22 protein-coding genes are annotated in these 22,476 nt (G+C 35.3%); 10 read left to right on the top strand and 12 right to left on the bottom strand.

Annotated features, from left to right (window positions below; translation table 11 throughout):
* Positions 1 to 11: 11 nt before the first annotated feature.
* The 7 genes from AC07N0_RS09035 to AC07N0_RS09005 all read right to left on the bottom strand — a co-directional run bounded on the left by AC07N0_RS09035 (position 12) and on the right by AC07N0_RS09005 (position 5,809).
* Positions 12 to 1,196 (bottom strand): acyltransferase family protein, encoded by a 1,185-nt coding sequence (locus tag AC07N0_RS09035; RefSeq protein ID WP_494588912.1) that lies wholly within the window; start codon positions 1,194 to 1,196, stop codon positions 12 to 14.
* Positions 1,197 to 1,213: 17 nt separating this feature from the next.
* The gene (locus tag AC07N0_RS09030) at positions 1,214 to 2,293 is read right to left on the bottom strand and encodes a M20 family metallo-hydrolase (protein ID WP_494588911.1); all 1,080 of its coding nucleotides are present in this window, start codon (positions 2,291 to 2,293) and stop codon (positions 1,214 to 1,216) included.
* Between the two features lie 34 nt (positions 2,294 to 2,327).
* The gene (locus AC07N0_RS09025; RefSeq protein WP_494588910.1) at positions 2,328 to 3,254 is read right to left on the bottom strand and encodes an ADP-ribosylglycohydrolase family protein; all 927 of its coding nucleotides are present in this window, start codon (positions 3,252 to 3,254) and stop codon (positions 2,328 to 2,330) included.
* Positions 3,255 to 3,277: 23 nt separating this feature from the next.
* Positions 3,278 to 3,652, bottom strand: a complete 375-nt coding sequence (locus AC07N0_RS09020) for a type II toxin-antitoxin system VapC family toxin (RefSeq protein WP_494588909.1) — start codon at positions 3,650 to 3,652, stop codon at positions 3,278 to 3,280.
* Positions 3,653 to 3,655: 3 nt separating this feature from the next.
* Positions 3,656 to 3,889, bottom strand: a complete 234-nt coding sequence (locus AC07N0_RS09015) for a hypothetical protein (protein ID WP_494588908.1) — start codon at positions 3,887 to 3,889, stop codon at positions 3,656 to 3,658.
* A gap of 105 nt (positions 3,890 to 3,994) precedes the next feature.
* Entirely contained in the window at positions 3,995 to 4,780 is a 786-nt protein-coding gene (gene argB / locus AC07N0_RS09010) for an acetylglutamate kinase (protein ID WP_494588907.1), read from the bottom strand.
* Positions 4,781 to 4,834: 54 nt separating this feature from the next.
* Positions 4,835 to 5,809, bottom strand: a complete 975-nt coding sequence (locus AC07N0_RS09005) for an N-acetylornithine carbamoyltransferase (RefSeq protein WP_492802369.1) — start codon at positions 5,807 to 5,809, stop codon at positions 4,835 to 4,837.
* 421 nt (positions 5,810 to 6,230) lie between these two features.
* Between AC07N0_RS09005 and AC07N0_RS09000 the strand changes: the two genes are divergently transcribed.
* From AC07N0_RS09000 to AC07N0_RS08985, 4 genes are all read left to right on the top strand, one after another.
* Positions 6,231 to 6,371, top strand: coding sequence for a hypothetical protein (locus tag AC07N0_RS09000; RefSeq protein WP_494588906.1), 141 nt, complete (start codon positions 6,231 to 6,233; stop codon positions 6,369 to 6,371).
* Between the two features lie 127 nt (positions 6,372 to 6,498).
* Entirely contained in the window at positions 6,499 to 7,683 is a 1,185-nt protein-coding gene (locus AC07N0_RS08995) for a sensor histidine kinase (protein ID WP_492802368.1), read from the top strand.
* Positions 7,684 to 7,743: 60 nt separating this feature from the next.
* Positions 7,744 to 9,252 (top strand): glycosyltransferase family protein, encoded by a 1,509-nt coding sequence (locus tag AC07N0_RS08990; protein ID WP_494588905.1) that lies wholly within the window; start codon positions 7,744 to 7,746, stop codon positions 9,250 to 9,252.
* 69 nt (positions 9,253 to 9,321) lie between these two features.
* A complete protein-coding gene (locus tag AC07N0_RS08985; RefSeq protein WP_494588904.1) occupies positions 9,322 to 10,470 on the top strand; it encodes an acyltransferase family protein in 1,149 nt (382 codons plus the stop codon).
* A 70-nt stretch (positions 10,471 to 10,540) separates the two neighbouring features.
* Here AC07N0_RS08985 and AC07N0_RS08980 read toward each other — a convergent pair whose 3' ends face one another.
* Positions 10,541 to 10,876 (bottom strand): helix-turn-helix domain-containing protein, encoded by a 336-nt coding sequence (locus tag AC07N0_RS08980; protein WP_492802363.1) that lies wholly within the window; start codon positions 10,874 to 10,876, stop codon positions 10,541 to 10,543.
* Positions 10,877 to 11,104: 228 nt separating this feature from the next.
* On the opposite strand from AC07N0_RS08980, the gene AC07N0_RS08975 reads away from it, so the two are divergent.
* On the top strand, positions 11,105 to 11,356 hold the full coding sequence (locus AC07N0_RS08975) for a hypothetical protein (protein ID WP_492802361.1): 252 nt from the start codon (positions 11,105 to 11,107) through the stop codon (positions 11,354 to 11,356).
* Positions 11,357 to 11,577: 221 nt separating this feature from the next.
* Here AC07N0_RS08975 and AC07N0_RS08970 read toward each other — a convergent pair whose 3' ends face one another.
* Positions 11,578 to 12,774 (bottom strand): nucleoside permease, encoded by a 1,197-nt coding sequence (locus AC07N0_RS08970; protein WP_494588903.1) that lies wholly within the window; start codon positions 12,772 to 12,774, stop codon positions 11,578 to 11,580.
* Between the two features lie 353 nt (positions 12,775 to 13,127).
* Positions 13,128 to 16,514 (bottom strand): PAS domain S-box protein, encoded by a 3,387-nt coding sequence (locus AC07N0_RS08965; protein ID WP_494588902.1) that lies wholly within the window; start codon positions 16,512 to 16,514, stop codon positions 13,128 to 13,130.
* A gap of 105 nt (positions 16,515 to 16,619) precedes the next feature.
* Between AC07N0_RS08965 and rsmA the strand changes: the two genes are divergently transcribed.
* From rsmA to AC07N0_RS08940, 5 genes are read left to right on the top strand one after another with little or no spacing between them, the layout of a single operon-like run.
* The gene (gene rsmA / locus AC07N0_RS08960) at positions 16,620 to 17,441 is read left to right on the top strand and encodes a 16S rRNA (adenine(1518)-N(6)/adenine(1519)-N(6))-dimethyltransferase RsmA (RefSeq protein ID WP_494588901.1); all 822 of its coding nucleotides are present in this window, start codon (positions 16,620 to 16,622) and stop codon (positions 17,439 to 17,441) included.
* A 50-nt stretch (positions 17,442 to 17,491) separates the two neighbouring features.
* Positions 17,492 to 18,874: a magnesium transporter gene (gene mgtE, locus AC07N0_RS08955; RefSeq protein WP_494588900.1), complete on the top strand. Its 1,383-nt coding sequence runs from the start codon at positions 17,492 to 17,494 to the stop codon at positions 18,872 to 18,874.
* A gap of 3 nt (positions 18,875 to 18,877) precedes the next feature.
* Positions 18,878 to 19,330, top strand: coding sequence for a D-aminoacyl-tRNA deacylase (gene dtd / locus AC07N0_RS08950; protein ID WP_492802355.1), 453 nt, complete (start codon positions 18,878 to 18,880; stop codon positions 19,328 to 19,330).
* Between the two features lie 10 nt (positions 19,331 to 19,340).
* Complete coding sequence (locus AC07N0_RS08945; RefSeq protein WP_494588899.1) at positions 19,341 to 19,661, top strand: hypothetical protein; 321 nt, start codon at positions 19,341 to 19,343, stop codon at positions 19,659 to 19,661.
* Positions 19,658 to 19,984, top strand: a complete 327-nt coding sequence (locus tag AC07N0_RS08940; protein ID WP_184132504.1) for a nucleotide pyrophosphohydrolase — start codon at positions 19,658 to 19,660, stop codon at positions 19,982 to 19,984. The genes AC07N0_RS08945 and AC07N0_RS08940 overlap by 4 nt, the downstream gene beginning before the upstream one ends.
* Positions 19,985 to 20,153: 169 nt before the next feature.
* Here AC07N0_RS08940 and AC07N0_RS08935 read toward each other — a convergent pair whose 3' ends face one another.
* Together AC07N0_RS08935 and lpdA are read right to left on the bottom strand one after the other, a co-directional pair.
* Positions 20,154 to 20,945 carry a hypothetical protein gene (locus AC07N0_RS08935; RefSeq protein WP_494588898.1) on the bottom strand — a complete coding sequence of 264 codons (792 nt, stop codon included), beginning with the start codon at positions 20,943 to 20,945 and terminating at the stop codon, positions 20,154 to 20,156.
* A gap of 89 nt (positions 20,946 to 21,034) precedes the next feature.
* On the bottom strand, positions 21,035 to 22,435 hold the full coding sequence (gene lpdA / locus AC07N0_RS08930; protein ID WP_492802351.1) for a dihydrolipoyl dehydrogenase: 1,401 nt from the start codon (positions 22,433 to 22,435) through the stop codon (positions 21,035 to 21,037).
* Between the last annotated feature and the right edge of the window lie 41 nt (positions 22,436 to 22,476).

Here is a 22,476-nt window from a genome sequence, read left to right as displayed (position 1 = left end):
TATAATTCGTTTTAAACCTTAATAAATATCTTCTTTTGATACATCCATCGCAAAATTAGCCATTCAAACAATAAAATGAGTATTCCTTGCACCAAGGTTTTATAAGGAATCCCAAAAATCATGGCATAATCTTTCCCGAGATGGATGAATAAAGATTTTGCAATGTATGAATCTACCGTATGTGCTATAATATAGGCAGCGATAGAATTTGTACCAATTACTAACAAGAAATAAGCATAATTTCTTTTTTCAAGGACATCAATCGTCCAGTAAAAAAATGCCATTAACAGAAAACACCAGCCTCCGCTAAAGATTACCCAAGTAGGTGTCCATATTCTTTTTACATTTGGGCATATTCCTAAGCTATTAATCAACGAGCCTAGTGCTAATCCTGCTATTCCTAGTATGATAAAGTTTCTCAGTTTCTGATTAACCGTAGTGCTTGATTTCAATATATTGCCAGCTAAAAGTCCAAGAATCATAGTGCCTAAAGTAGGAATAAAACTCAAAGTAACATAACCTCCTCCATTGAAAACAAAAGGATTTTCACGAGGGAAAAGGTTTAAAAACCATTGATCAAAATGAGCGGCAAAATTGCTGTTTTTATTCCAATGAGCAGCAAAATCTTTGAGCAGATGTGGCCAGTCTTTATCCACACCAATTGATGAATAATCAAAAGAAGCATCAGGCAATGGATAAACTGCAAAAACTAGCCAATATCCCAAAAGGATAATAATTAAGGCCGTAATTTGTATTTTCTGCGAGCGGAAATTCAATAGGAACAAGAAAGAATATCCTAAGCCTATTTGGGTAAGGGTATCTTCAAACGTGAAATTTGTTTGGTTTCGCCATTGAGAACGAAGAAAGATGCCTAACAAAATCAACTTTAAAGAACGCCACAATACATGACTAAACACCTTGATAAAACGTTCTTCTTGCTGCAAACGATTAGCCACTGAATAAGGGAGTACTACGCCTACTAAAAAAGAAAAGGAAGGTTGAATTAAATCATGTAAAGAACAGCCTATCCATTCCACATGAGATTGATGAAACGCTAGTATTTTCCAAAAGGAACTTTCGGGTAATGCTTCTGATACTTTATCAAAACTCAATACCTCGGCCATCATTAAAAACATCACGAAGCCACGATATACATCTGCTGAACTAAGGCGACTGGTGGGCAATGACTGAGACATTGTTTCTTGAGTTTATTTTATCTAGCAATGATTACTTCTCCCAACATTTTAATATACAAATCTATCCCTTCCTCTATCTCTGAAAGATAGATAAATTCATCTGCTGTATGCGAACGCCCAGAATGCCCAGGACCTAATTTCAACGACTGGCAGTCTAAAACGGCTTGGTCGGAAGTAGTGGGCGAACCATACGTATTCCTTCCCAGCTTAATTCCTGCTTGAACAATAGGGTGTTCTAAAGGAATAGATGATGGCTTCAAGCGAATAGAACGAGCCTGCGCATCAGATTCAATATGCTGGCGAATAGTATCTAATGTTTCTTCTAATGAATATTGTTCTGTTACCCGACAATCAATCGTAAAATTACATGTATCAGGAACTACATTATGCTGCTTGCCAGCATTGATAATAGTAACCGACATTTTCATTTTGCCTAATACGGGCGATACTTTTGGAAATTCATAGTTTTGAATCCAATTAATATCACGAAGTGCTCTATAAATGGCATTATCTCCTTCTTCCCGAGCAGCATGACCTGCCTTCCCATGAGCAGTACAATCAACCACCATTAAGCCTTTTTCGGCAATGGCCAAGTGCATTTCTGTCGGCTCTCCTACTATGGCGAATGATATTTCGGGCAAATCGTTTTCTTTCAATAATAACTCCAACCCATTTACACCGGAAATTTCTTCCTCCGCAGATGCCACAAAAAGGACATTGAAACTTAAATCACTTCTATGATAAAAATAACAAAAAGTAGCCAATAAACTTATTAAGCATCCTCCCGCATCATTACTTCCCAAACCATATAGTTTATCTTCTACCACGAGTGGCTCGAAGGGGTTTAAGGTCCAAGAAGGATTAGGTTTTACGGTATCGTGATGTGAATTTAGAAGTACTGTTGGGAAAGACGGATTGAAATGTTTGTTCCTTGCCCAGAGGTTGTTAATTTTTCTACGAAAGGGCATATTTCTTTCTCTGAAAAATTCTTCAAGAATATCACCTGTCTGTTGCTCTTCACGGCTAAACGATTGCGTAGCAATCAATTGTTTTAAAAGAGCGATAGCATCTTGAGTAAGTTGTTGTTGTAAGGTCATATAGTTTGACTTGGTTTTGAAACCAAGTAGCTTTTTATCCGAGTTTTGAAAAACGGTTTGCCAATGCCAAAATATCTTCTTTGCGAGCTAATTGATTAATCCACTCTACTGGAATTTGGTCAAAACCATAATACAAACCAGCCATTCCACCAGTTACAGAGCCAATAGTGTCGGTATCACCCCCTAAATTTATACCTTTCAATACAGCATCCTGAAAATTGTCGGTCGTAAGAAATGTCCAGAGGCTGGCTTCTAATGTATGAAGAATATATCCAGAAGAGAAAATTTCATCTTGAGAGAGGTGAAAAATATCATCAAATAAAATTCTATTATAAAGCTCTATTTCAGCATTTTTTATTTGAATTAAATGCAAATAATCACGAACAGTATTTTGGGTTTCGTAATAAGCTTCAAATTTATTTTCTTCTTTTAATAGATTTATGACAAATTCAACGGCAAAAAAACAGCCAATAATGGTACGAACATGCGCATGAGTAATGCTAGATACTTCTCTGACCATGCAAAAGCGTTGGTCAATAGACTTATTTTTCAGGTAAAAAGCCAATGGTAAAATACGCATCAATGACCCATTTCCATTCGAATAATCATCACATTCACCAGATTGGTAAGGAGAAACCCCTTTTAACATTTTATCAATAGCATTTCGCGTAGCAACACCAACATCAAAAACTACCTCTCGGGGTGTCCAGACATTGAATTGATACCAATCACACAAACGCTTGGCTAATTGTTCTATATCATAGCCTTCAATGAGTTGTTCAGCCAAACAAAGCGACATGGAAGTGTCATCTGACCAAGTACCTGCAGGTTGATGATGCGTACCATATTCACGCATACCCACTACAGGTTTTGCTTGTAAATGTTTACGACTCATAAACTCTACAGGTACGCCTAAAGCATCACCAGTGGCAATGCCAAAAAGTAGTCCTTTACTGCGCATTATTTGATTTTTTTAGAACTCTTTTAGACTTCATACAAATCCAAATTGGGAATAAAGCTGAAATCTTTTAAGTTATATGTAAATAGTGGGATTCGATGAATCACAGAAGTAGCACCTATAATAGCATCAGGGATTTGTAATCCATGACTCAATTTAAATTTTTCAATCAGAGAAGTTGCCAGTTTCGAGGTTTCTAAATCAATATCTATTACATCAAAATATTTTATTTTCTTTTTCATTTTGGCAAGCTCGGTTTTGTTTCTCATCCCTTGATAAAGCTCCATCAATGTTATTGATGAAATCACGATGTTATCAAAACCTATTTTACCCATTGCATCAATGGCATGCTCTTTACCATTAAAAGCACTTATAAAGATATTAGTATCGCAAAGTACCATTAATTATTCCCAGTTTCTTTTCCATGACTGAGTTCTAATTTCATCTAAATCCCGAGGGTTTTCTTTCCAAATTCCGAACAAACCTTTTGGGTCAATAGACTTATCCCCTTTCGTAATCAAAGGGTTGATTTTCAAGTCAGATGAAATTACGCTGATATTTTCTAATTGGAAAGACTTAAATAATGAAAAAAGCTTTTCCAATTCTGCTTGGGTATTTACTTCAAATGTAACATTCATTATTCCTCTTTTTTATTTTCTTTCGTAAAAATAATTTTTAAATAATGGCTTTACAATGTTTTGAATAAAAAAGGCTAAGTTTTAATATTACTATTCTCTTTTATATCAAACCCCTACTAGTTTTGTTCCTGCGATACCATCTTTAACGGCTAATTTTACTTCTTTAGCATGGCAAATTGTTACTTGTGCTACTCCATCAGTTAATGCTTTGAAGGCATTATCCAATTTTGGTATCATCCCTTTATTAATAGCTCCTTCGGCTTTATAATGCTCATAATCAGCAGGCTTCAATACGGCTATTACAGCGTCATCATCCTCTGGGTCTGACAGTACCCCTTTTTTCTCGAAGCAATATACTAAGTTTACTTCATAGTCCTCTGTCATTGCCACAGCTATTGCTTGGGCTTGGGTATCAGCATTGGTATTCAGCATATTTCCTTCTTTGTCGTATGTCAAAGGGGCAAATACTGGCACAATATCTTGTGCTAACAAACTGGCAATGAAAGAACTATTTATTTTTTCAATATCTCCTACAAAGCCATAGTCAATCGTTTTTACTGGTCGCTTTTTCGATAAAATCACACCACCATCCGCACCAGTCAATCCAATGGCATTATCACCAAATTGTTGCATACGTGCTACTAATGATTTATTGACCAAACCACCATACACCATTGTTACGACATCCAACATGGCTTTATCCGTGATTCTTCTTCCTTCAACCATGACGGTTTCAATGCCTAATTTTTCAGCTACTTGGGTGGCTATTTTACCTCCGCCGTGTACCAAAATCTTAGGTGCAGGAATATCTGAGAAATCTTTTAGAAACTGTTCACAAAAAGCAGGATTATCAATAACGTTCCCTCCGATTTTTACAACTGTTAATTTCATATTATCATATAGAAAACGCTTTTGGCAATTGTCAAGCATTTTCAAAAACAAAAACTAGAATAAATAAGGACTTTCTTCTTTGATTATTTTAAGTAGAATTTGCTTCAACACTACCTGTGCCGACCATACTCTGTTACCTGCTTGTTGAACTACTACAGAATGATCAGAATCTAACACGGCATCTTCTACTACAATATTTCTACGAACTGGCAGACAGTGCATAAACTTAGCATTGTTAGTCAGCTTCATTTTGTCCATCGTCACCATCCACGCTGGGTCTTGATTCAATATTTTTCCGTATTGTTCATAAGACGACCAGTTTTTGGCGTAAATAAAATCGGCATCCTTAAATGCTTCTTCTTGGTTATTAGTAACCTTAGCTTTGCCCGCAAATTCAGGAGCAAGCTCATAGCCTTCTGGATGTGTAATCACAAAATCAACATCAGCAGCATTCATCCATTCTGCAAAAGAATTTGGCACAGCCTGTGGCAAAGCTTTTACGTGCGGTGCCCAGGTAAGTACTACCTTAGGACGAGGCTTCGTTTTCAATTCCTCAATCGTAATTAAATCGGCTAGTGATTGTAGAGGGTGACGAGTAGCAGATTCCAAACTTACGATTGGTTTACCTGTATGTTTTACAAATTGATTAACTACTTTTTCTGAATAATCTTCTTCACGATTTACTAATGACGGAAAACTACGAATGCCCACAATATCACAATATTGACCCACAACTGGGGCAGCTTCCTTAATATGTTCGGCTTTGTCTCCATTCATGATGGCACCATCTTCAAATTCTAAGCCCCAGCCATCCTGTCCAACATTCATTACCATAAGCTCCAGACCAAGGTTCTGAGCGGCACGCTGTGTACTTAAACGAGTACGAAGGCTTGAGTTAAAAAACAAAAGACCCATAGTCCTATTTTTACCTAGGTGTTTGTCTGCATAGGGAGCTTTTTTATATAATAGGGCCTCTTTCACAAGTGCTTGTACATCAATGGCATCTTTGACCGACAGAAAATGTTGCATATTTTATAAGCTGATTTAATCTTAGATATTATTTAAATTTCTTCAAGCCTGATTAAGCAGATTAATATTTTTGAAGAAGATTTTGCAAAGTTAATTCAATTGTTAAAATAATGCATGATTTTGTTAAAACAGTTAAAGAACTATTAAATCGAGGGTTCATTGTTCATAATGATTAGACTTATTTTGATAAAAACTTTTTTATCAAAATTCAAGAGTTTAAGATATTTTATGTTACAATGAAGCAAAAAAAAATATGGCGAACCTTAGAAAGACTCGCCATACTACCACTAACACACCAAAATATAGACTTATACCTTTAAAAAAGATAATAAATCTCATTTCTTAAAAGTATTTACGTAAGAAATGGAGGAAAGGATTGCAAAAACTCAACTTTTTTTTATTTTTTTAAATATTTTTTTTCATGACTTTACAATTAATAATCATCCTTCAAGAAAACCACTATATCAATAGCGTATTATTACAATCTCGTGATATAAATTACGCCTATTTTATCAATAGAATTGGGCATAATCAATTATCCATAAGAGTAATGTTTTCTTAAAAAACTATTAGTTCAGTCAGCATAACTTTATCGTTTATTTTTAAAAAATAAAGCAGTAGATTTGACGTTAGGGAAAAGGAAAAAACTAATTGCCTGATATTAAAATCGCTTATTTAGCATATTATTTATGATTTTATCTGTAGATATTTATAGCCGTAATACTTGGTGGAAAGTAGCCTTCTTAGGGTTTTGTTTGGTTGTCGGTATATTTTCTTTATACTTTACCGACAAAATAGTTTCAAAACTCGAAGAACGTGAAAAACAGCAAATAGAATTATATGCTGAATCGCTGAAATATGCCATGACCAGCGACCCTAATCAGGATGTAAATTTTTTCTTTGAGAAAATAAAAAAATCGAATGAGAACAATACCATTCCCATCATTCATAAAGACGGAAACGGGTATTTGACTGCTAGAAACATAGAAATGCCCGAGGGCTTGAGTTCTAAAGCACAACAAACCTTTTTACAGCAAAAACTAGAGGAAATCATCAGAGACGATAACCCACCTATCGAGCTCGATATGACACTGCACACGGAATATATTTATTATGGCAATTCCCGTTTATTAGATTTGCTTCGTTATTATCCCCTTTTTCAATTAGCAGTAGTATTAGTCTTTGGCTTGGCAGCTTATTTGTTTTTTGATGCCTCTAGGCGTTCGGAACAAAACCAAGTTTGGGTAGGTTTGGCCAAAGAAACTGCTCATCAATTGGGTACTCCCCTTTCATCCCTTACGGCATGGGTGGAATATTTCAAAAATGACCCAACCTATGACCCTGAAATCGTTAAGGAGTTAGAAAAAGACGTTACCCGATTAGATATTATTACAACTCGTTTTTCAAACATTGGCTCTATTCCAGTATTGAAACCAGAAAATATTATCGAAACAATAGAGACTTTTATGTCGTATTTGCAAAAAAGGATTTCTACTAAAATTATTTTTTCATTTGATAATCAACTTAACGAAAAGCAAACCGTTAATATCAATCGCTACCTATTTGAATGGGTAATCGAAAATATTTGTAAGAATGCCGTTGATGCCATGGGTGGCGTTGGCTCTTTAAAAATCACCTTATCTGAAACCAAAAACAATAAAATTGCCATCGACATAAGTGATAGTGGCAAAGGGATTTCTAAACAAAATGTCAGCAAGGTTTTTAATCCAGGATTTAGTACTAAAAAAAGAGGCTGGGGCTTAGGGCTAACGTTGGCAAAACGTATTATTGAAATATACCATGATGGTAAATTATTTGTAAAACAGTCGGAATTAAATAAAGGGACTACATTCAGAATTTTGCTAGATGTTTAATCAGCTTTCTTTTTGCTCTTAAAATGTCTAATTTTGCACGACAATTTAGGCAATTACATTATGCAACAATACTTAGATTCTTTAAATCTTAAGAAGATATTACTTATTGGTCTCTTTTTCAGGGTATTATCTATTATTTTTTCTAAAGGATATGCTTTTACAGACGACCATTATGAAGTAGTTGTGCTTGCACAAAATTTGCTCGATAAAATTGACTCTCCCTTTACACAAGATTTTTTAGTAAATGGTGAAGCCTATCTGTTTAGTTTAATATACCCCTATATTCATTATTTAATTTTTGCTACTTGCGAATGGTTTGGTACAACCAATCCAGAAACAAAAATGTTATTCGCGAGAATCGTCAATAGCCTTTTCTCGTTACTAAGCATTTATTATGGCTATAAACTGACGGAACGCTTAAGTAACCGAAAAAATGATGCAAAAATCGTTGGGCTATTATTAGCTGTATTTTGGGTATTCCCATTTATGTCGGTTAGAAATCTAAGAGAATTTGTTTGTATCCCTCCTTTATTAATTGCCTGTTATTATGCTATCAACCCAAAATTAGACAACAAATCTGTTCTCTGGTCGGCTTTCTGGTTTGTGATAGCTTTTGTATTCCGTTATCAAATTGTATTTATTCCTTTTACGATTGGGCTAGCTTGGTTATTGACCAAAAATCAGTGGCAAAGAGCTATCCTATTTGGGTTCGGATGCATTGTTTTTTATTTACTCACTCAGGGTGTTTTTGATTATGTGTATTGGGGTAATCCTATTGCTTCCATCAAAGCTTATTTTACATTCAATGCTGATGCAAAGAATATTGAGATTTATCCTAATGGTCCTTGGCATAGGTATATCGGAACAATGGCGGGCTTAACCTTAGGATTGTCTTCCTTATTATTTTTTGCAGGATATTTCAAAACAGCCACCCAAGCGGGCAACAGACGAATACTATTTTTGGCTTCATTATTTTTCTTTGCTTTTCACTCTTATTATCCCAATAAACAAGAAAGATTCATCCTGCCTTTTATTCCTTTCTTTTTGATATTGGGTGTAATTGGCTTCAGAGATATTTACGAAACATTACAAAACAAAGCATGGTTCAGGACTACTACTAAGGTGCTGGTCTATTGGTTTATTGTCCTTAATACTATCTTACTTTGTATTCTTTCAGTAACCTACACCAAACGTTCGAGGGTGGAAAGTATGAATTATTTCAGAGAAAAAGGCGACCTTCAGAATTTTGTTGTCCAGAACTTTCAGGCTTCGCAACCAGTGGCTATCTTTTATTTAAACAGACGATTAGACTATTATGATATCGATACGCCTAAAAAACTTGAAGAGTTGCCTAACGAGCTTAAATCAGGGAAAAAGGTATATCCCAACTATTTAATTTTGGTAGGCTCAGCAGATTTAGAAGCAAGGCTTGCAATGATGAAGAAAATATTCCCCAACTTACAACACGATACTAACATAGAACCAAGTTTTATAGATAACATTGCTTACGTTTTAAATCCTTCACACAATCATAACGAGACCTGGTTTATTTACAAAATAGTCCGATAGTAGTTTTTCAAAAATACTTGGACTCAACTATCCTTACATTATTAAAACTAACCAATATTAAAGCAAATAATGCAAAAATCTCATCAATCAGTTTATTTCCCTAATTTAAATGGAGTTCGATTTATTGCCGCTTTTTCAGTACTCATTCATCATACAGAACAAATAAAATACTTGATGGGTCTTGAAAATTTTTATGATTTCTTTATCTTAAAAAATATGGGGAAGTTGGGCGTGGGCTTATTTTTTGTATTAAGTGGTTTCTTGATTACCTACCTTTTGTTGAGTGAAAAAGATAGAAGAGGAGATATTTCTACCAAGGATTTTTATATCAGGCGAATCCTGAGAATTTGGCCATTGTATTATATCATCGTCTTGTTAGCTTTTTTTGTCTTTCCAGAGTTTTCTTTCTTCTATGGCCCTCTGGGAAATGACTTTAATTATGATGTTAATTTTTATAAAAGACTTCCTTTCTTTTTACTTTTCCTTCCCAATGTAGGTTTTGTATTTTATAGAGCACCCTATTTATGCGCCCAAACTTGGTCTATTGGTATTGAAGAACAATTTTACGCTATTTGGCCTTGGATTATTAAAAGGAAAAATCCATTAAAATCATTCTTAATTGTAGTAGCAGTATTTGTAGCAATAGTAGGGAGTACGTCTTTCTATTTTCTAAAACTGAGTGATTTACCAGAAGCAACCAAAGCCAAGATTTATGAAAATCTTGCCCTATTTTTTAGTCAGTTTAGAATACTAACAATGGTAATTGGAGGAATTGGGGCGTATTTAGTTTTTAGTAAGCAAGAAAAGATTTTATCTTTTTTATTCAAAAAGAGCACTCAGATTATCGTTTATACCATAACAGTATTGATAATTGGTTCAAATGTCTATATTCCGGGTTTCAATCTTGAATTTCATGGCTTTTTCTTTTGCTATTTCATCATCAATGTAGCAGCAAACCCTAATACAATACTCAACCTAGAAACCCCAATTATTCATTACTTGGGTAAGATTTCTTACGGCATTTATATCTACCATTCGGCAGTTATTGTGTTCTGTATCAATGCGATACACTACTTCTTGGGGAATAGCCTGAGCCTTCCTGTTTTTAACGTCATTCTATACACGTCAGCCATCGGTTTAACTATCCTTGTTTGTGACTTATCCTTCCGTTTTATCGAAACGCCATTATTACGTTTAAAAGAAAAATTCAACCGATAAATATTTGATAATCAGAATATTAATTTCAATATAATATTCTGATTATCAATCACTATGACCCAACGTTGGGTCAGTTTTCTCTAGGAGTATTTTGCATCAGTAATTTACCTTGTAGCTCTATAATTTGTTTTTGCATTTCAATTACATCATCAGCTTTCAACGCAACATAGCCAGCTTCTGATTCTTGTACTACAGACATCGAAGGAATATCTGTTTCACCTGTTAAATAAGCCACTTTTACATTCAATGTTTCCGCCATTCTTTTCAACTGAGAATACTTTGCATCGTTTCTATTTAAAATAGCATGTAAAGTAGCTTCGGTAATTTTTGATTGAGTCGCTAATTGTAATAACGTCATTCCTTTTTCTACAATTAGTACTCTTACTCTGTCCTCAATTCGTTTCATGTGTGTGCTGGGTAAATAATCTAATTCTCAAGAAGTATTAGTATTTATCTTTAATAATTAAAGTTGATTTATTCTTATTTATTTACTGTAAATTTTGAGTTATACTCATATAACTATAGCTTTGCATTATCAAGTTATTCATCATTAATACATAAAATCGACCTAGTACCTAACAAATTATGTCTAACAAAATTTGTAGGGTACAAATATAAACGCTCTGACATTCGTATGCCATCAAATGACCTAAAAAAAACATCCGAATTACTTAAAAGCCGGATAAAAGTTTGCAAAGATTCTTTACCCAATAATTGGAGACAAAGAATTATCATTATCGCACCTGAGTATGATAGTTTAAAGGGTGCAAGATTAATGGATAATGTTTACAAACTCCGTTCTTCCGACCTACGTCTTACAGAGCTAATTGAAAAAATTGTAGAAGAGTTTAATCAAAAAAAGGGGCAAAATCCTAAAAAAATATAGTTTGATAAAGAAGAGAACAGATTAGTAATCGACAACAAAATTAATGTTGTTACATTACAAGTATAAACGCTTATTACCAGAAATTGTTTTCAATATCTTAAATTATTTATATTTAATTAAGATTAGCTTTCGCTAATGATAATTTTAAGATATAAGCTTTCAAAAGCTTTGTCTAGTAATAAGCGTTTTCTAGGAGTATTAAAATTAATAATTAAAATCTTTTATTCCACTAATTTTTCTGTTTTTTTATCGTGAAAAAATACCACGAACAGAATTAACACTACGGCAGCAATACCAGCAGGTACCATCCATACAGAAGTCCAATCGTGGACATCGCCAGTAGTATATTTTGTCAATACTTTCCCAGAAAGAAACGAGCCGATTCCCATTCCGACACCATAAGTAGCCAATGTAATTAAACCTTGTGCCGAGTTCTTGATTTTATCGCCAGCTTTGTTATCTGTATAAATTTGCCCAGTAACAAAGAAGAAATCATAACAAACACCATGTAGGATAATAGCTAAATACAAAATCCATTCTGATGAAATACCATCCCCATAGCCAAAACAGATAAATCTGATAATCCAAGCGATAAGACCCACGATTAACATCTTTTTAATACCAAACTTTTGCAAAGCAAAAGGAATCAAAAGCATAAAAAGCACTTCTGAAACTTGCCCTAAAGACATTTTATTCTCAACATGGGTCATGTGTGATTCTGTGAGTGACAAGTTCGCATGAGCATAATAAAATGCCAATGGAATACATACTAGCACCGATGATATAAAGAATATTAAGAAAGACCTGTCTTTAAAAAGTACAAATGAGTCTGTACCTAAAATTTGCGAAACAGAGGCTGTACCGGTAGCTTTCGGAGGGGTATTAGGTAAAGTGAAAGCATAAATACCCCAAGCAATAGAAGTAAACATAGCTATTTGGAAGATTGTTACTTTATCTCCAATCTCATAGTATCCAATAATATTGGTTACAACAATCCAAGCAACCGTTCCTAATACTCTAATGGGAGGAAATTCTTTACCAGGGTCTTTCATCTGGTTCATTGCAATTGAACTAGACAAAGCCAAATTGGGTGCGAAAGTCAAGGTATAAGCTAAAATATACCAAAAGAAAGTATCTGCGTCTTTGTTTTGAATTAGGAAATATAAAATGACAGCTCCTAATAAATTCAAAACACCCATTACTTTTTGTGCCGAAAAATATCTGTCAGCAATCAGCCCCACAAAAAAAGGTGCAAAAATCGAAGCAATTGAAAAAGTAGCATATGCATTTCCAATCTGATCTCCATTAGCATTTAGTGCCACTGGCAAATACTTACCCATTTGCCCGTACCAAGCTCCCCATGTACTAAACATCAGGAACATCATAAACATAAGTTGAATTCTAGTAGTTATTCGCATATTTTGTTTTAGATAAAGTAAGAAAAACCTAAAATTGAAGATTTTCAAGCAAGTAATTTAATTCATAAATTTATAAATTCTGTCATGACTAACCCTAAAATTATCAACTGGAATGTTAAATAATTAAAATACAATCAATTATCTAATCTTGTGTTGTTTTGATATTTTAAAAAATTTGAAAATATCAAAAAACATGTTTTATTTTTGTCAAACTTTTTTGAATTACTGTAAAGTCATTTCTTGACTTTTTCATCAACAAAATAATTATCTGCTAAAATTCTATTAGAATATAGTACTGCTTAACACACTCATTATAGGTACAATGCTTTGGGCATTGTACCTATTTTTATATTTTATAACTTCTTATAAGCTTCTTTAAATGCTTCAAATTCATCTTGTAAAATCAAGATTTCCTTCTCAAAAAACGTAAAATCGCAATGTTTGGCTTTTTCTTCAATAATCCTTGTTATTTCGTGTAAACGAGATGCTCCCAATGTTCCTGAATTACCTTTTAAAGTATGTAGCTCGCTTTGTACTTGTTTACAATTGCTTGAATGAAAACCTTCAATTGCAAGGTGAATCTGTTCAGTAGCTTCCTCTTCAAAACCTTCCAGAATAGAACTTACGAAACTCATATCTCCGCCAACACTATTGGCAAGCTGTTTGATAATTTCTTGATCAAGCACAGGCAAGGAATCTAGTGAGATTTCAGCAGGAGTATTTACTTTTTCAAGCGATTTATCATCTGTTACTGAGGTTATCTCAGCTTTCATTGAACCTGCCGTACCAATTGTTTTAATAGGATTCTTTTTGTGATTGTTTCCTCTTTCAACCCATTCTCTTACTTTTCTTACCAAAATTTCAGCTCTGATAGGTTTAGGCACATAGTCATTCATTCCATTGGCCATAAAACGGTCGCGGTCTTCTCGCATGGCATAGGCCGTCATGGCAATAATCGGTGGCAGGTTATCTGACAATGCTCTTAATCGATGAGTAGTCTCGACACCGTCCATCTCAGGCATCTGAATATCCATGAATATTACATCAAAAGGTTTTTCTCCTAATGATTTTTCTACCAAAGCAATTGCTTTCTTACCCGAATCGGCTGTAATTACTTCACATCCAGCTTTTCGCATGATTTCACTGGCCACTTTTCGGTTGGTTGCATTATCATCTACTAGCAAAATATAAGGGGTGATATCGCTAAAATGACCAACAACTTGGAACGCTACTTCGTCTTTTTTAGCCATCATTGGGCTAATATCCGTTTGCTTGATTTCGATGATAAACCAAAAGGTAGAACCCTTACCCCAGTCAGAGTAAACGCCTATTTCTCCTTTCATCAAACGACAAAGCTCTTTTGAAATCGCTAATCCTAAGCCTGTTCCTCCAAAGGATTTTTTAGTAGAATTATCTACTTGCTGAAACGCATTGAAAAGCATTTTCAGGTTTTCTTCTGTAATACCAATCCCAGAGTCTTTGATGTCAACACGTATTCTATTAAACTTACCTCTTTTTTGTACTAGATTCACCTTGATATTTACGGTTCCATTCTCGGTAAATTTCAACGCATTTGAAGTAAGGTTAGACAAAATTTGTAAAAGACGTGTCTCGTCGGCAATCACAAACTCTGGCAGACTCTCACCAAATTCGCAGATAATTCTATTTCCTTTGTTAGCAGCAATCTGCGAGAAAAGTGCCTGTAATCTATCAAAAACATCTTTGAAAACAATTGGTGCTTCGTGCAAAGCCATTTTTCCCGCTTCAATTTTAGCTAAATCTAAAATGTCATTTAGGATGTGTAAGAGTGTTTCTGATGATTTTTTGATGGTTTGAACATAGTCCTTTTGTTCTATATCCAGTACGGTGTCGTTCAATAAATCAATCATCCCGATTACACCGTTCATAGGTGTTCTAATCTCGTGGCTCATATTGGCCAAAAACCGCTCCTTTACTTTTAACGAACGTTCAGCTTCGTCTTTTGCTTTAACAATGTCTTGCTGATATTTCTTTAAATCGGTTATATCTCGCCCAATCCCTGATACCTCCTCAATCATACCATTATTTAGGAAAATCGGATTGAGATAAATTTCTATCCAATTCGGGTTACCATCTTCCGAATCTAGCTTTACTTCAAAATGTTGTTGCTCTCCCCTAAATGCAGCTTTATATTTTTCTTCTAATACCCTCCTATCTGTCGTCGAAACCATTCTGAAACCAACTTTCTCAGTACTCAACATCAATTGTGGTTTTACATTTAATTGGTTTTCTATCAATTGAGAATACTCTTTATTGAAAGATGTTAACAACATCTTACGGTTCACAGACCACATTAAGTGTGAACTACCTTCAATAATAGCATTTAATCGGGCTGTTTCACGTGCCAAAATATCTTCTGCTTGTTTACGAGCAATAGCTAAGGCTACCTGACCAGAGATAAAGTCTAGTAACTCTAAATCTTTTTGTTCGTACTTGTTCTGACGCTCATAAGATTTTAAGCCAATGATTCCCGTTACTTTATTGCCTATCCTCAAAGGCACACAAATCATCACTTTGGGTACTACACCATATAGATAAATTGTTTTGTCTTCGGCCAATTTAAAAATGTCATCATCCCTCAAAATTAAAGGTCTGTTTGCTGCAATGGCATATTCTGTTAGCCCGTTCCCCAACTTTCGTTTGGTAAAATTCACCCGACTATCAAAATATTCATCCACATAATAAGGAAAATACAAGAAGGATTTTGCAGAATCGTATTGAGCGATAAAGAAATTCTTTACATCAATTACTTCTCCTAATTCTTTATGAATGTTAACATATAAATCATCTAAATTGGTAGAGCGAATCGTTGCCTGTGCAATACTCGCATATAACTTTGATGCTCGCTCTGCCCTTACTTTGGCCGTTGAGTTATGAAAAATACAGCGAAAAGCAGTAGGTACGTCTTTCTCGAAACGACAGTTTACTGAACCCGCTAAGTAAAGTCGGCGACCATCTTTTCTTCTAAAAACTACTTCAAAGTCTGGTATATTTACCCCATTCTTTACCTTCTCAAATTTTTCAAGAGCATCTTTGGCAAAGTCTGGATGGAGAATATCTTTTAGTCTTAAGGCAGCTAATTCATTCGACTCATAACCCATGGTTTCTAACCACGACTTATTTACATACAAAAATCGCCCAGAAATACTCGTGATTTGAATTACGTCGGTAGTATTGGTGATTAAATCCTGCAATTGAGCATTCGAGCGTGCTAAGGCTTCGGCTACTTTTCTGCGTTCGGTAACATCTTCGCCTATAATTGTTAAATATCTTGTATCATCACCCGCATCATTGAAAATGGTAGAATTCAATTCAACGTATTTTACTTGCCCACTCTTTGCAAGCATTGTTCTTTCTTTTTGGTCAAACAATCCTCCTTTTTCCATGGCATCTTGAAAAGAGGTTATTCGTTGCACCTTCTCTTCACTAGGCACCAATACATCAAAAAAGTTTTTTCCAATCAATTCATCTGGCTGATACCCTAACATCCTCATTGAAAAGGCATTACAATACAATATCGTACCGTTATCCTCTAGCACCATCCCTACTAAATTAAGATTCTCTACAGCCTTTTCTAACTCAGCAGCCATTGAAGGGGGCATTTCACCTGCTCTTTCATTGGCTTCTAATACTCTTAATTCTTTTTTGAGGTGACGAATTTCTATGATTAATTCTTCTTTTGTTTTATGAGACCAACGCATAGCTTTTGTTCTTGGTTATTTTCCTTTTCGATTTTAACGAAATTTTATCTTAAAAGTACAAAAAACGGCGTAATTTTAAGGAATAAAAGCAATTCATTAGTCTTTTTGACATTATTTAACATCCAAAAACCAACGACAGAATCATTGAAAGACGTAAGAGCTAAAAAAAGTCTAGGACAACATTTTCTAAGAGATTTAGAGGCAGCAAGAAAAATTGTAGAGCTGATGTCACTTCATGGGGGCTACGACCAAGTGATGGAAATTGGACCAGGAATGGGCGTACTTACTCAATTTTTATTACAACATACAGAATATGAAACTTCGGTAGTTGAACTAGACCGTGAGTCGGTTGAATACCTGAATATACATTATCCACAATTGAAGGGAAGAATCCATTCAGCTGATTTTTTACATCAGGATTTATCGACCTTCTTCAACGGTCAAAAATTCGGCATTGTAGGCAATTTCCCTTATAATATTTCTTCACAGATTTTATTTAAAGTCCTCGACTATAAAGATTATGTACCAGAAATCGCGGGTATGTTTCAGAAAGAAGTAGCAGTAAGGATTGCTTCAAAGCCAGGTAATAAAGATTACGGTATTCTGAGTGTCCTCTTGCAGGCATTTTACGATATCGAATACTGCTTTTCGTTGGGTCCTGAAGTATTTTCGCCACCGCCAAAAGTAAACTCTGGCGTAATTCGACTAAAAAGAAATAATGTATCGGATTTGGGCGTATCCGAAAGTAAATTTAAGGCTATTGTGAAAATGGGCTTTAATCAACGCCGTAAAACACTAAGAAATGCCTTGAGAGCCTTACAATTACCAGAAAATCCGTTTTTAAATAAACGAGCAGAGCAATTATCCGTGGCCGATTTTCTTGAATTAACTCGGCTAGCCGAAGATAATGCTCCTATTATTGAGTAAAATTCTCTAACTATTTAGTCCATCCAAATAATTGTTGGGACTACAAAAACATGGAATCGACAAATCAACAACCTTTTGAACTTACTCCTTTTGAACTCACAAAGGAATACTTAGAAAAAATACAGACTGCCATCACTCAGCAAGAAAATGAGTTAATCGTTGCTGAAATGGGAGAGTTATATCCAGCAGATATAACTAATATTTTGTATGAGTTGAACGGTGAAGAATCTCATTATTTAGTAAGGTTATTAGACAAAAAATTAGGTGCTGAAATCATCACGAATCTTGATGCCGATGATCGTAAGAAATTCCTCAAGAATTTTTCAGCAAAGGAAATTGCGGAATACATCGACGTGTTGGATTCAGATGATGCCGTTGATATTCTGAACGAACAACCTAAAGATATTTCTGAGGATATTATCGGTTTGTTGAAAGACAGAGAGCAAGCTCGTTTTGTGAACGATTTGATGCACTACGACGAAGACTCTGCGGGTGGTTTGATGCAAAAAGAGTTAATCAAAATCAACATAAAGCAGTCTATTACAGAATGTATCGAAGAAATAAGAAGACAAGCCGAGGATGTAGAAAATGTATCTGCCGTCTATGTGGTTGATGATGAGAGTATTCTATTAGGAAGGATGTCTTTAAAAAGAATAATTCTTGCTAAAAGAGGGGCGAAAGTATCGGATATATATGATGAAGATATTGTTTCTGTAAAAACGACAGCCAAAGGTGAAGAGGTTGCTGATGTAATGCAGAAATACGATTTGGATGCTGTCCCTGTGGTAAATATCCAAGGGCGTTTGTTAGGTAGAATTACCATTGATGACGTGGTTGATTTTATTACTGAGTCTGCACAAGAAGACGTACAAGCGATGACTGGTATCTCGGAAGACGTAGAAGAAGACGATAGCGTTTGGCTTTTGGTGCGTTCTCGTTTGCCTTGGTTGATTGCTGGTATGTTTGGTAGCTTTATTGCGGCAAAACTCATCGACACGCTTGGTAATATTATTGAAATTACGGCCGCAGTTGCTGCCTTTATTCCTTTAATTGGTTCAACAGGTGGAAATGTAGGTATTCAATCTTCTTCACTGATTGTACAAAGTTTAGCCGATAAATCTGGTATTGATATTCCTTTAAAGGAACGTCTCTGGAAGGTCTTAAAAGTAGCTTTATTGAATGCCTTTATCGCTGGTGTAGTAGCTTTTGTAGGTTCATTAGCGGTAGATGGTGCTAATGTTCAATTATCGCTAACGGTGTCTTTATCGTTATTTGCAGTTGTTTTATTAGCATCTTTCATGGGAACAATTACTCCTTTGGTACTGAATAAGTTTGAGATTAATCCAGCCATTGCTTCGGGGCCGTTTATCACCACCACCAACGACCTTTTAGGCTATGGCATTTATTTATTAATTGTTTTTTTCTTGATGTAGATTATGATTGCAGTTATACAAAGAGTTGCTGAGGCTTCGGTAAAAATAGAGGGGAATATAAAAGGAAGTATCCAAACTGGCTTTTTGATATTATTAGGGATTACTCATGCAGATACTTTGGATGACGTAGAATGGCTTTCTAAGAAAATTGTTGGCATGAGAATTTTTGCTGATGAAGAAGGTAAAATGAATCTCGACATCAATGCAATAAATGGTGATATTTTACTGATTAGTCAATTTACATTACACGCCAGTACCAAAAAGGGCAACAGACCGAGTTTTATTGAGGCGGCTCGCCCAGAGGTTGCTATTCCTTTGTACGAACAAATGATACAACAGTTATCGAAAGATTTGGGTAAGAATATACAAACAGGTGAATTTGGGGCTGATATGAAAGTATCCCTTATTAATGATGGTCCTGTTACGATTGTGATAGATTCGAAGCATAAAATTTAGTCTTTTTAAAATGATACGCAATACTATTGTAACGGTTGCTGCCACTTTGGTGATTGTAGCAGTAAATCTAAATGCTAATGTGGTACATTGGCCACTTTTTGTTATTCTACTTTCAGCCTTATTAATTGGCTACCTAGAACCTAAAAAGGGTTGGATTTCAGCTATTCAATTAACAGTCGGAATTTTTGCTGGTTTTTATCTTGCGCAGTTTTTAGGGATAGAAGCCAAGTTTCCTAATATCAATCAATTCTCTACTTATATTTCGCCTCTTCCTTGTTTGTTTGGTGGCTTTATGGGTAGTTTTTTCAGTAAAACAATCCATCAAAAATGACTATCGAAGAAGCACAAAGTACGGTTGATAATTGGATAAAAACCATTGGCGTTCGTTATTTTAATGAATTGACTAATATGGCGATGCTTACTGAGGAGGTGGGTGAAGTAGCCAGAATAATTGCTCGCAGATATGGCGAACAATCTGAAAAAGAATCTGACAAGGCTAAAGATTTAGGGGACGAAATGGCTGATGTATTATTCGTGTTGATATGTCTGGCGAATCAAACAGGTATCAATTTGACAGAAGCTTTACAAAAAAACCTAGATAAGAAAACCAAACGTGATGCTACTAGGCATTTGGAGAATGAGAAGCTTAAATAGCGGTCAGCTATGAGCTTTGAGCCTTAAGCTTTGAGATAATTTCTATTAGGGTGCGACTTAAGTCGCACCCTAATAGAAAGACTTCAACATTATGTCTGTTAGATGAATATTATCTACATTTTTTAGGCTATAAGCTCATAGCTGATAGCTCACTTCTCAAAGCTCAAAGCTACTTCTTCATCTGCTTAGCTTCTACTTCTTTTACCATTTTTTGTCCTTGGTCTTTTGTGATTTCAGGTTTAATAAAAACAGAAATTTGGTCAACTGATGGATTCAATTTGGTGATAGAAGAATGTAAAACATCAAACTCCATCTCGCCTGAAATAGCACTGAATTCTTGCGGAGTCAAACCTCCATTATCATCTGAAAAATCATTAAAGCGAACATTGATATTTTTACCAGCGAGCTTTCCTCCTTCCCAACTTACTACGCTTCCCCCTAAATCCCATCCGAAGCCTGTTATCGTAAAAGTTTTACCATTTAACTGAACGATTTCAGCCAGCTTCATACCTAAATGAATACCATTCTTAGAGCTCCAAGGCGAACTAAAATCAGTTTTCTCATCTTTGGTATAACGCACTCGTATCATTACATCCTGAATCTGCTGATATTCCTTGCCGTCTTTCCAATAAACTTCTACTTCTTTTTCAGTATCAGGATAAAGCTTTGTTATTTTAAACTGTCCTTCGCCCGTTTCTATCATCACCTCTTTCTTGATATTCTCTGCTCCATACTTTTTAGTAAGTCCTTCAACATTTAAACAGGCTAAAATATCCTCTAAATATAGTTCTTGGATAGTATCTGGTCTTGCAATAATTTTTGAATGTCGCTTTGTATTTGTACTCGAATCTACCTTGCTCTCTTCATTTTTCTTTTGGCTACAGCCATTCAAACACATTACTGAAATAAAAATTATTGAAATTCTAACTAAAGTAAAAAAACTTGCAAACGGTTTTTCCATGATTATTATTGGTTTATTTCCCAAAGCTAATAAAAAAGGCTTGGAGGGACAACCCTCCAAGCCTTTGATTTTTATCATTTATTCTTAGATTAAGAATGAATTGAACGGTTTTCAGTCGCTGCTAAACAGGCTTCTTTCATCGCCTCTGTGTAAGTTGGGTGCGAGTGAGACATTCTTGCTACGTCTTCTGCACTAGCACGATATTCCATTGCTACTACTGCTTCGGCAATCATATCCGCTGCTCTTGCACCAATGATGTGTACGCCTAGGATTTCGTCAGTAGTTTTATCTGCTAATACTTTCACTAATCCGTCAGTGTCACCTGATGCTGTAGCACGACCTAACGCTTTGAATGGGAATGAACCTACTTTATAAGCCTTTCCAGCCGTTTTCAATTCTTCCTCAGTTTTACCGACAGAAGCTACTTCTGGCCAAGTATATACAACGCCCGGAATCAAATTATAATTGATGTGTGGTTTTTGTCCTGCGATAGTCTCTGCTACAAAAACACCCTCTTCTTCTGCTTTATGTGCTAACATGGCTCCACGAATCACATCACCAATGGCATAGATTCCTGGTACTTTTGTTTGCAAAGTATGCTCGTCTACTTCAATCTTACCACGCTCAGTTGTTAAACCTGCTGCTTCAAGATTCAAGCCATCAGTATATGGACGACGACCAATACAAACCAACACATAGTCGCCTGTGATTTGTACGTCTTCATCTTTACTATTTTTAGCTGTTACTGTTACATCGTCTCCATTGTTTACAACACTCGTAACTTTATGAGAGAAATAATACTCGGCACCTAATTTCTTAACTGCTTTTTGCAATTCCTTACCCATTGTTTTATCCATCGTAGGAATCATCGAATCAGCAAATTCAACAAAACTTACTTTTGCACCCAGACGAGCATATACAGAACCTAATTCTGCCCCAATTACACCAGCACCAATCACCACAAGGTGTTTAGGAACTTCTTGTAAATTCAAGGCCTCTGTTGAAGTAATTACTCTCTTTTTATCAATAGGAATAAAAGGCAATGCTGTTGGTTTAGAACCCGTAGCAATGATAATATTTTTACCTGTAATCTGTTCAGAAGTACCGTCAGCCTTAGCAACATTAATGGTGTTTTTGTCAACGAATGAGCCTAAACCATTATGAACAGTAATCTTGTTTTTCTTCATCAAGAAATTAATCCCGTCATTCATTTTCTTCACAACCCCTGCCTTACGGTTAATCATTTGCTCGATATTAATTTTTGGAGCAGAGATTTCGATACCGTGGTCAGCAAAAGTATGCGCTGCATTATGAAAATGCTCTGAAGAATCTAAAAGAGCTTTTGAAGGAATACAACCTACATTTAGGCAAGTACCTCCCAAAACTGAATATTTCTCAATGATGGCAGTTTTGTTGCCTAATTGTGCGGCACGGATTGCAGCTACATAGCCACCCGGCCCAGAACCGATTACTATTACGTCGTATTGCATATTATTAGCTTTTGGCATTCAGTGGTTAACTGACGACCATC

The organism is Arcicella sp. GW821-FHT09D11 (assembly GCF_059416265.1).
This window is presented reverse-complemented; position numbering and strand designations above follow the sequence as displayed.

Bases quoted from the DNA above. Each gene is read 5' to 3' on its own strand.
- AC07N0_RS09035 (WP_494588912.1), bottom strand. From the start codon at position 1,196: ATGTCTCAGTCATTGCCCACCAGTCGCCTTAGTTCAGCAGATGTATAT.
- AC07N0_RS09030 (WP_494588911.1), bottom strand. From the start codon at position 2,293: ATGACCTTACAACAACAACTTACTCAAGATGCTATCGCTCTTTTAAAA.
- AC07N0_RS09025 (WP_494588910.1), bottom strand. From the start codon at position 3,254: ATGCGCAGTAAAGGACTACTTTTTGGCATTGCCACTGGTGATGCTTTA.
- AC07N0_RS09020 (WP_494588909.1), bottom strand. From the start codon at position 3,652: ATGGTACTTTGCGATACTAATATCTTTATAAGTGCTTTTAATGGTAAA.
- AC07N0_RS09015 (WP_494588908.1), bottom strand. From the start codon at position 3,889: ATGAATGTTACATTTGAAGTAAATACCCAAGCAGAATTGGAAAAGCTT.
- argB (WP_494588907.1), bottom strand. From the start codon at position 4,780: ATGAAATTAACAGTTGTAAAAATCGGAGGGAACGTTATTGATAATCCT.
- AC07N0_RS09005 (WP_492802369.1), bottom strand. From the start codon at position 5,809: ATGCAACATTTTCTGTCGGTCAAAGATGCCATTGATGTACAAGCACTT.
- AC07N0_RS09000 (WP_494588906.1), top strand. From the start codon at position 6,231: ATGACTTTACAATTAATAATCATCCTTCAAGAAAACCACTATATCAAT.
- AC07N0_RS08995 (WP_492802368.1), top strand. From the start codon at position 6,499: ATGATTTTATCTGTAGATATTTATAGCCGTAATACTTGGTGGAAAGTA.
- AC07N0_RS08990 (WP_494588905.1), top strand. From the start codon at position 7,744: ATGCAACAATACTTAGATTCTTTAAATCTTAAGAAGATATTACTTATT.
- AC07N0_RS08985 (WP_494588904.1), top strand. From the start codon at position 9,322: ATGCAAAAATCTCATCAATCAGTTTATTTCCCTAATTTAAATGGAGTT.
- AC07N0_RS08980 (WP_492802363.1), bottom strand. From the start codon at position 10,876: ATGAAACGAATTGAGGACAGAGTAAGAGTACTAATTGTAGAAAAAGGA.
- AC07N0_RS08975 (WP_492802361.1), top strand. From the start codon at position 11,105: ATGCCATCAAATGACCTAAAAAAAACATCCGAATTACTTAAAAGCCGG.
- AC07N0_RS08970 (WP_494588903.1), bottom strand. From the start codon at position 12,774: ATGCGAATAACTACTAGAATTCAACTTATGTTTATGATGTTCCTGATG.
- AC07N0_RS08965 (WP_494588902.1), bottom strand. From the start codon at position 16,514: ATGCGTTGGTCTCATAAAACAAAAGAAGAATTAATCATAGAAATTCGT.
- mgtE (WP_494588900.1), top strand. From the start codon at position 17,492: ATGGAATCGACAAATCAACAACCTTTTGAACTTACTCCTTTTGAACTC.
- dtd (WP_492802355.1), top strand. From the start codon at position 18,878: ATGATTGCAGTTATACAAAGAGTTGCTGAGGCTTCGGTAAAAATAGAG.
- AC07N0_RS08945 (WP_494588899.1), top strand. From the start codon at position 19,341: ATGATACGCAATACTATTGTAACGGTTGCTGCCACTTTGGTGATTGTA.
- AC07N0_RS08940 (WP_184132504.1), top strand. From the start codon at position 19,658: ATGACTATCGAAGAAGCACAAAGTACGGTTGATAATTGGATAAAAACC.
- AC07N0_RS08935 (WP_494588898.1), bottom strand. From the start codon at position 20,945: ATGGAAAAACCGTTTGCAAGTTTTTTTACTTTAGTTAGAATTTCAATA.
- lpdA (WP_492802351.1), bottom strand. From the start codon at position 22,435: ATGCAATACGACGTAATAGTAATCGGTTCTGGGCCGGGTGGCTATGTA.